This window comes from Sphingomonas sp. FUKUSWIS1 (assembly GCF_000733135.1).
GTDB classification, from domain to species: domain Bacteria; phylum Pseudomonadota; class Alphaproteobacteria; order Sphingomonadales; family Sphingomonadaceae; genus Sphingomonas; species Sphingomonas aerolata.
Map to the genome: position 1 here is coordinate 9,495 of NZ_JPJC01000170.1, position 8,312 is coordinate 17,806.

Sequence of the window (8,312 nt, forward strand, 5' to 3'; positions counted from 1 at the left end):
CCTCTTTCCCTGGGGCAGCGACTACGAGACGTCGGCGCGCCAGTTCAACGCCAACATGCTACGCCGCTACGAGCGCGCGCTCGATTTCATCAAGCTGCATTACTGCATCTCGGAACGGCGCGACACGGCGTTCTGGCGCGACAATGTGGCCGACGCCTCGGTCCCCGACAGCCTGCTCGAGCTGCTCGACCGGTGGCGGTTCCGGCCACCCAACGAGCTCGACATCGACGGGCAGGTCGACATCTTCACCGACGCCAGCTGGCAATATGTCCTGTACGGCATGGGCTGGAAAACCGACCTGAGCGCAAAGGCCGGCGCGCTGCGCTATGCCGAGGATGCGCGGCGTGCGTTTGCCGAGGTCCGGCGTCAGGCCGACTATGCGGTCCGCAACCTGCCGTCGAACCGCGATCTGCTCACCTATGCGCAGCACCATCATTTCGGTGCGCGAGCGGCGGCGTGACGGATCCCGGCCCGGCCCGCATCACCCGGATCGTCATCGTCGGCGGGGGGACGGCGGGGTGGATGACCGCCGCCGCGATGACGCGGCTGGTCGAGAGCGGCGTCGCGGTGACGCTGGTTGAATCTGAGGAGATCGGCACGGTCGGGGTGGGCGAGGCGACGATCCCTTCGCTGCTCGACTATAACCGGATGCTCGGCATCGACGAGGACGACTTCGTCCGCGCGACGGGGGCGACGTTCAAGCTGGGCATCGAGTTTAGCGACTGGGGGCGGCTGGGCGACGCGTATTTCCACCCGTTCGGCACGCATGGCCGCGACGTCGAGGGGGTGGCCTTCCATCAGCTCTGGCTGCGTCAGGCCGGCCTCGCGCAACCCGGTATTCCGGGGCCTATCGGCGACTATTGCCTGTCCACGGTCGCGGCGCGCAATGGGCGTTTCACGCGACCATCGGCCAATCCGCAATCGGTCCTGTCGACGCTGTCCTATGCCTTCCACTTCGATGCCGCGCTCTATGCCAGATATCTGCGCGACCTTGCCGAGGCGGCGGGTGTGGTGCGGATCGAGGGGCGCGTGGCGGCGGTCGATCGGCAGGCCGGGACTGGCTTCATCGAAGCGGTCCGGCTCGCGGACGGGCGTGCGATCAACGGAGACCTGTTCATCGATTGCAGTGGGTTTCGATCGCTGCTGCTCGGCGACGCGATGGACGTCGGGTTCACGAGCTGGCAGCACTGGTTGCCGTGCGATCGCGCCTGGGCGGTGCCGAGTGCACCCCGCGATGCGCCGGCCCCGCATACGCGCGCGACCGCGGAAGCGGCCGGCTGGCGCTGGCGGATCCCGCTCCAGCACCGCGTCGGCAACGGCCATGTTTATGCGAGCGACCATGTCGACGACGAGACCGCGCTGCGGGTGCTGCTGGACGGACTGGACGGCCCGCCGCTCGCCGATCCGCGCCAGTTGCGGTTCGTCGCGGGGCGGCGCGACCGGCTGTGGGACCGGAATTGCGTCGCGATCGGGCTGGCCGGCGGCTTTCTCGAGCCGCTCGAATCGACGAGCATCCATCTGATCCAGTCGGGTATCGCGCGGCTGATGAGCCTGTTCCCCGATACCGGGTTCAGCGCGGTCGAGATCGCCGAATATAACCGGCAGATGCTCCGGGAGTATGATCAGGTCCGCGACTTCATCATCCTTCACTACCATGCGACGACGCGGACGGATTCGGCGTTCTGGCGTCATTGCCAGAGCACGACGCTGCCGCCGTCGCTGCAGGCCAAGCTCGATCTCTGGGCGGGACGGGCGCGGATCTTCCGCGAACAGGGCGAATTGTTCACGCCCGACAGCTGGATCGCGGTCCTGCTCGGGCAGGGTATCCGGCCGGCGTCGGTCGATCCGCTGACCGCAGGGCTGCCGGTGGCGGAGAGCGCCCTGTTCCTCGACCATGTGCGGGAGATGGTCGCTAAGACCGCCGAGGCGATGCCGCGCCACGCCGACTTCATCGCCCGGCATTGTGCGGCACCGCTGCGGACCGCGGCCTGATCCGAGCTACACGTCGCCGCGATCGCTAAAAAGCTTATTTGTCGGACAAAGCTTGCCCTTCCGCCTGATCGGGCTACCATGATGGCAATTCGTATAAGAACGGGAGCGGGTATGCGGTGGGCGTCGAGCGCGGGAATGGCTGCGTCAATAGTCGTAGCGTTGAGCACTCTGCCGGCTGCAGCGGCACCCGTTGCCCGTGGGGGCGAACGCCGCGTCGTCATCGATGCCGCCAAGGCCGCAGATCCGGTCGATCGATCCTTCGACCTGTCGATCGGCTCGGATTTCCCGGGCACGCTGATCCGCAGCGACAGCCAGGCGCAGCTCAAGACCGCGGTCGACGAGCTCGGCTTCCGCTACATCCGCTTCCACGACATCTTCCACGATGTCCTCGGCACGGTGCGCAAGACGGATGCGGGGATCGTCTATGACTGGACGAAGATCGACCAGCTCTATGATGCGCTGCTGGCGAAGAAGATCCGGCCTTTCGTCGAGCTCGGCTTCACGCCCAATGCGATGCGGACGTCGGAGCAGACGATCTTCTACTGGAAGGGCAATACCTCGCATCCCGATCCGGCTTTGTGGCGCGGGCTGATCGATGCCTATGTCCGCCATGTTCGGCAGCGTTATGGCGCCGACGAGGTTCGCCGCTGGTATTTCGAGGTCTGGAACGAGCCCAATCTCGACGGGTTCTGGGAAAAGGCCGATCAGAAAGCCTATTTCGATCTCTATGCGGACACCGCGCGGACGATCAAGGCGATCGATCCGGCGTTGCGGGTCGGCGGGCCATCGACCGCGGGCGCGGCCTGGGTGCCCGAGCTGCTCGCCTTTACAAAGCGGAACGCCGTGCCGATCGATTTCGTGACGACACACACCTATGGCGTCGAGGGCGGATTCCTCGACGAGGAGGGCAAGCAGGACACCAAGCTGTCGGCGTCGCCCGACGCGGTGGTCGGCGACGTGCGCCGCGTTCGCGAGCAGATCGAGGCGTCGGCCTATCCGGGGCTGCCGCTCTACTTCACCGAATGGAGCACGAGCTACACGCCGCGCGACTTCGTCCACGACAGCTATATCAGCGCGCCGTACATCCTGACCAAGCTGAAGCAGTCGCGGGCCTATGCGCAGGGTATGAGCTACTGGACCTATACCGACCTGTTCGAGGAGCCGGGGCCGCCCCCGACGCCCTTTCATGGCGGGTTCGGGTTGATGAACCGCGAAGGTATCCGCAAGCCGGCCTGGTTCGCGTATAAATATCTGAACGCGTTGAAGGGCCGCGCGATACCCGTGGCGGATGACACGGTGCTCGCCGCCGCCGATGGTCAGCGGATCGCGGCCGTGGTCTGGGACTGGCAACAGCCGGTCCAGACGCTGAGCAACAAGCCCTTCTACACCCGGCAGGTGCCCGCGGTCGCGGCCCGGCCGATCGCGCTGACCTTCGATCACGTGCCCGCGGGGACGTACCGGCTGACCATCCGCCGGACCGGTTATCGCCGGAACGACCCGCTCTCGCTCTATATCGACATGGGCATGCCCGCGTCGCTCGATGCCGCGCAGCGCAAGGGGCTCGAGCAGGCCACGCAGGACCTGCCCGAACAGGCGCGGACCGTCCGGGTCGGTCGCAGCGGATCGACGCGCGTCACGGTACCGATGCGCAGCAACGACATCGCGCTCGTCACGCTGGAACCCGCAGGCACCGCGGGCATCGAACAATAATCGGGCAAAAGGGGAGAAGACATGGCGGGATTTAGCAAGCGCGACGTGCTGGCCGCACCGCTGCTCGGCGCCTTGGGGGTCGGCGCGGCGCGGCTGGGGGCTGCGGCGGCTCCGGCAGGCGCAGCACGCGGCGGCCCGGCAATCCCCGCGGGACGCTTCGATGCGTCGGTGGCCTCGCTCAAGACCTATCAGACGCCCGACTGGTTTCGTGACGCGAAGTTCGGGATCTGGGCGCATTGGGGCCCGCAGGCGGTACCGCGTCAGGGCGACTGGTACGCCCGCTTCATGTATGTCCCCGGCCACCCGCATTACGAGCATCATCTCAAGACCTACGGCCATCCGTCGGAGCACGGCTATAAGGACCTGCTTCCGTTATGGACCGCGGACCGGTTCGATCCGGACGCGCTGATGGACAAATATGCCGCCGCGGGCGCCAAATACTTCGTCTCGATGGCGGTGCATCACGACAATTTCGACCTCTGGCGTTCCAAGCATCAGCGGTGGAACGCGGTGGCGATGGGGCCGAAGCGCGACGTCGTGGGGGAATGGAAGGCCGCGGCCACGCGGCGCGGGCTGCGCTTCGGCGTGTCCGAGCATCTCGCTGCGAGCTATACCTGGTGGTATCCGAACCAGATGTACGATCAGTTCTGGCCGAAGCTCGGGCAGGACTATGACGGTGTCGATCCCGCCAACGCGGATCTCTATCACGGCAATCGCGACGAACCCTACCGCAACACGCCGGCCTCCTGGTACACCACGAACGCCGCCTATCAGCGGCACTGGTTCGACCGGATCGTCGACCTGGTCGACAGCTATCAGCCCGACCTGCTCTATTCGGATGGCGGGCTGCCGTTCGGGGCCGTAGGCCGCGCCCTTGTCGCGCATCTCTACAATGGCAGCATCGCGCGGCGCGGCCGGCTCGAAGCGGTCTATACCTGCAAGAATTCGGGGTCGGGGGAGTTCCACCGCGAGGCGTCGGTCGAGGATGTCGAGCGCGGGGTGCTCAAGGGCATCAATGCGCTGCCGTGGCAGACCGATACGTCGAATGGCGACTGGTTCTTCAACGACCGCCACCCCTACAAGACGACCAGCCAGATCGTGACGATGCTCGCCGATATCGTGAGCAAGAACGGCAACATGCTGCTCAACGTCGTGATGTATCCCGATGGCAGCCTGCCACCCGAGTCCGAGACGCTTCTGGCGGAACTGGCGCCGTGGATGGCGGTCAACGCGCCGGCGATCCACGGCACGCGGCCCTGGAAGATCTTTGGCGAGGGGCCGACCGAAACCGCCGCGGGCATGTTCTCGGAAAAAGCGGATTACACGCCGCGCGATATCCGGTTCACGACCAAGAAGGACCAGCTGTTCGCGATCACGCTCGGCGAGCCTGCCGGGACCGTGGCGATCACCGCGCTGGCGCTTGGCAACCCGCACGAGCCGCGCGCGGTGCGGGCGGTCCGCCTGCTCGGCCATCGCGGGCCGATCCGCTTTCGTCAGACCGGGCAGGCGCTGGTGATCGACGTGCCCGCGACGCTCCCGACCCGCCACGCCAGCGCGTTCCGGATCGACTTTGCCTGAGCGTCAGGTCCCCGCGTCACCGATCCACCCATTCGCCAGCTTGGCGCAGTACCGGCGCCCCCGACGGGGGGCATCGCTTCGATAAGGACGACCATCTCCATGTTACGTCGCCGCGCGCAATCCATTGCCCTGATGTTGACCCTTGCAACGGCCGCGCCGGCGCTGCTCGCGGCTCCTGCGGGCGCGCAGAGCGCCGCCGGCCATCCCGGCTGGCCCGGCAAGGGGCAGCTGTTCGTCGGCACCTGTTATCAGCCCGTCGACCGCAGCCCGGCGCAGATCACCAGCGATATCGCGGTGATGAAAGCGGCCGGGTTCAACATGGTCCGGATGGGGGATCTGGCCTGGGACTATTTCGAACCCGAAGAGGGGCGGTTCACCTTCGAGCGCTTCGACGATGTGCTGCGTCAGATGCAGGCGGCGGGCATCCGGGTCATCGTCGACATTCCGGGCCAGCCGGCACCGATCTGGCTGCACAAGCGCTATCCGGGCGTCGACATCGTCACGCAGGACGGGGTGCGGGTCAACGCCGCCTCGCGCTACTGGGACAATATCAGCGACCCCGATTATCGCCGCCTCGCCGGTCGTCTCGCCGAGCGGATGATGCAGCGTTATGCCAAGCATCCCGCGGTGATCGCGCTGGGCTATGACAATGAGATCGGCAATGGCCAGATGTCCTATTCGGCGGCGGACCGGGATCGGTTCGTCGTCTGGCTGAAGCAGAAATACGGGACGGTCGACGCGCTCAACACCGCATGGGCGACGCAGCGCTGGTCCCGCCGGATCGGCGACTGGGATCAGGTCGACCTTCCCTATGGCCGGGGTCCGGGGCCCAATGAGCGCTATCTCGACCTGCGCCGCTTCTGGTCGGACGACACAATCGGCGCGCTGAAGGACCTCGAATCCATCCGCAAGCGCTTTGCCCCGAACCTGCCTGTCGCGTCGAACTTCTGGCCGACGGCAGGGACCAAGGGGTTCGATTATCTCCGGTCCTGGGAAGATGTCTCGACCTATGGCGCGCAGGGATTTTATCCCGGCGACCCGCTCGGTGCGGGGTTCGAGGTCATGATGAACCGGGCCGGGCACCAGACGCCGGTCTGGTTCAACGAGTTCACTGCCGGAGGCGGCGGCTATTACGGCACGCCCGGGCGGTCGCGGATGTGGGCGTATTTCGGGCTGCTGCATTACGCGCAGACGGTCCTCGCCTGGACCTTCAATTCGCATCTCGGCGGAGAGGAGCAGGCCTTGTTCGGGCTGGTCGACCATGACGACCGGCCGTCGTGGAAGGTGGGCGAATTCGCGAAGATCGCACGCGAGTTCCGCCAGCTCCAGACGATGGGTTTCCCCCGCTACGACCCGCCGCAGGTCGCGGTGCATTATTCGTTCGACACGATGTGGCTGACCAGCCCGCCGCCCGGGCCGAACACCACGCCCGAATATTTCAAGACCGACTACACGACGGCGGTGAAGGCGGCGTTTGCGCCGCTCTACCGCGACAATATCGATGCGGCGGTGATCGACATCGGCCACGACCCGATCGACGCCTATAAGCTCGTCATCGTGTCGAGCGCGTATCTGGTCGATACGAAGATCGCGGCGGCGCTTCGCGGTTACGTCGAGCGGGGCGGTACGGTGGTCACGACGGGCTATTCGGCGAAGGTGGACGCGACCGGGAAATGGTTCGGCACGCCGTTGCCGGGCGGCATGACCGACGTGTTCGGGCTGCGGACCAACGCCTTCTACCGATCCGAACAGCCGCTCCGCGTCCGCTTCGAGGGCCGCGAACTCAGCGGCACGGATCCCTATTACGAGGTGCTCGAGCCGAGCACGGCAAAGGTCCTCGCGCGGTTCGAGAACACGCCCGACAAGAGCCCGGCGATCACCGTCAACACATTCGGCAAGGGGCAGGCGATCTATCTCGCGACCGCGGCGCAACCGGGGTTAAGCGACCCGCTGATCCGGTCGCTTTACGCCCGGCTAAAGATCCGGACGGGACCGGCAACTCCCGAAGGGGTGGTCGCACGGACGGTCGAAGGGCGGACGCTCTACGTCAATACGACGCCCGGTGCGGTGAGCGTGGCGATGTCCGGCGCAAAGTCGGGTACGGCCCGCGACGTCTTGACGGGGCGGAAGCTGCCCGGCGCGCTCGACCTCGCGGGCTATGGCGTCGCCTTGGTCGAGTAAGGAGCGTCGCGCTGGGGGCTCGAGGCTGATGCTTCGAGCCCCAGCGCGACAACACTCGTCAGGCGGGCTGTCCATTGCCGCCGGTCGACCCGAAGATCTGCCCGGTCGAATAGCTGAGCGACGGATCAGCCGCCGCGACATAGAGCGCGGCGATTTCGGCCGGCTGGCCCGCACGCGCCATCGGCGAATCGCCGCCGAAACTGCGCAGCTTTTCAGGCGTCGCGCCGCCGCTGACCTGCAACGGGGTCCAGAACGGGCCCGGCGCGACCGCATTGACGCGGATACCGCGGCTCGCGACCTGCTTGGCCATGCTCTTGGTGAAGTTAAGCACCGCCGCGCGGGTGAGTGCATAATCGACGATGTCGGGCGACGGGTTGCCAGCCTGTTCCGACGAGGTGTTCACGATCACCGCGCCTGCACCCATCCGCTCGAGCGCGGCCTTGGTCAGCCAGAACGGCGCATAGACGTTGGTCTTCATCGTATCGTCGAAATCCTGGCTCGAGATATCGGCGATGCCCGGGCGGGTCTGCTGGCGCGCGGCATTGTTGACGAGGATGTCGAGCCCGCCAAGCTGTTCGGCGGCCTGCTGAACCAGCTTGCGGCAGAAGCGTTCGTCGCGCAGGTCGCCAGGAATCGCGACGGCCTTGCGTCCCTCGGCCCGGATCAGCGCGACGACTTCGCGCGCGTCAGGTTCTTCGGCCGGCAGGTAGTTGATCGCGACGTCCGCGCCCTCGCGTGCATAGGCGATCGCCGCAGCGCGCCCGATCCCGCTATCGCCGCCGGTGATCAGCGCTCGCTTGCCGGTCAGCTTTCCCGACCCCTTGTAGCTCGTCTCGCCATGATCGGGCCGC

6 protein-coding genes are annotated in these 8,312 nt (G+C 66.4%); 5 read left to right on the plus strand and 1 reads right to left on the minus strand.

All coding sequences use genetic code 11. The features are described from left to right. The 5 genes from sphsw_RS20070 to sphsw_RS10895 all read left to right on the plus strand — a co-directional run. Positions 1 to 460, plus strand: a 460-nt coding sequence (locus tag sphsw_RS20070; protein WP_042467061.1) for a tryptophan 7-halogenase, incomplete at its 5' end; no start/stop codon positions are given. After that, a complete protein-coding gene (locus tag sphsw_RS10880) occupies positions 457 to 1,992 on the plus strand; it encodes a tryptophan halogenase family protein (RefSeq protein ID WP_031440642.1) in 1,536 nt (511 codons plus the stop codon). The genes sphsw_RS20070 and sphsw_RS10880, both read left to right, overlap by 4 nt. Positions 1,993 to 2,151: 159 nt before the next feature. Further along, on the plus strand, positions 2,152 to 3,702 hold the full coding sequence (locus sphsw_RS10885) for a GH39 family glycosyl hydrolase (RefSeq protein ID WP_320481448.1): 1,551 nt from the start codon (positions 2,152 to 2,154) through the stop codon (positions 3,700 to 3,702). Between the two features lie 21 nt (positions 3,703 to 3,723). Then, the gene (locus sphsw_RS10890) at positions 3,724 to 5,280 is read left to right on the plus strand and encodes an alpha-L-fucosidase (protein ID WP_031440644.1); all 1,557 of its coding nucleotides are present in this window, start codon (positions 3,724 to 3,726) and stop codon (positions 5,278 to 5,280) included. A 132-nt stretch (positions 5,281 to 5,412) separates the two neighbouring features. Continuing rightward, on the plus strand, positions 5,413 to 7,461 hold the full coding sequence (locus tag sphsw_RS10895; RefSeq protein ID WP_235188363.1) for a beta-galactosidase: 2,049 nt from the start codon (positions 5,413 to 5,415) through the stop codon (positions 7,459 to 7,461). 58 nt (positions 7,462 to 7,519) lie between these two features. Here the strand turns inward: sphsw_RS10895 and sphsw_RS10900 are convergent. Next, positions 7,520 to 8,312 (minus strand): SDR family oxidoreductase (locus sphsw_RS10900; RefSeq protein WP_031440646.1); only part of this gene is annotated, 793 nt, incomplete at its 5' end.

Excerpts from the sequence above, each read along its gene's own strand:
- sphsw_RS10890 (WP_031440644.1), top strand. The coding sequence starts at position 3,724 with ATGGCGGGATTTAGCAAGCGCGACGTGCTGGCCGCACCGCTGCTCGGC.
- sphsw_RS10895 (WP_235188363.1), top strand. The coding sequence starts at position 5,413 with ATGTTGACCCTTGCAACGGCCGCGCCGGCGCTGCTCGCGGCTCCTGCG.